The organism is Psychrobacter sp. 1Y4 (genome assembly GCF_051847555.1).
Window position 1 is genome coordinate 1 of sequence record NZ_JBPYDE010000996.1, and the last position, 552, is coordinate 552.

Annotated in this window: 1 protein-coding gene; it reads right to left on the bottom strand. The window is 40.2% G+C overall.

Going from position 1 to position 552, the window contains the following annotated elements; translation table 11 throughout:
• Positions 1-361, bottom strand: a 361-nt coding sequence (locus tag ACS8FC_RS20060; RefSeq protein WP_439298079.1) for a hypothetical protein, incomplete at its 3' end; no start/stop codon positions are given.
• Positions 362-552 lie beyond the last annotated feature (191 nt).

The following is a 552-nucleotide window of genomic DNA, read 5'->3' on the forward strand; positions in this document are numbered from 1 at the left end:
TCACTTGGCTGCTCTGAACATCATTTGTCATCTGTGCGCGGCGCATCATAGCGGCACGTGCTTGAGCGTCATTATTAGACATTTCATCCTCTGCTATAACTGTCATGTCTTCGTCCATGTCACCTTCTTCAGACTCCATATCGTCATTCATCGTGTCCATGTTGTTATCATCAACAGCACCCGGTTGAGTAGCGAGAAGCTCGCCATCAGGGCCTTCTATTTCGGCTTGCAAGGTATTATCGACAGGAGTGGTACGCATGTCCGCTGGCATAATGTCACTGGTATTGACAGGTGCAGCTATTGCTGCCGCTGGCAAAACAAGTGTCGCGCCTAATACTAACGGTAAAATATTCTTTTTCATTATAAAACTCCAAATTTGATAAATTAACAATGATTAAAAACGGCTGCCTTTGTTTTGATATGGCTAACTTTAAATATGATTGGTTTAAAATATAGACAATTAAAAACAGCCAGACTTTGGTTCGACCTTACTATAATTTGTAAAAACAAAGTACCAGTTATATAGCTGATATTTCAGTAGTAAACTCATTA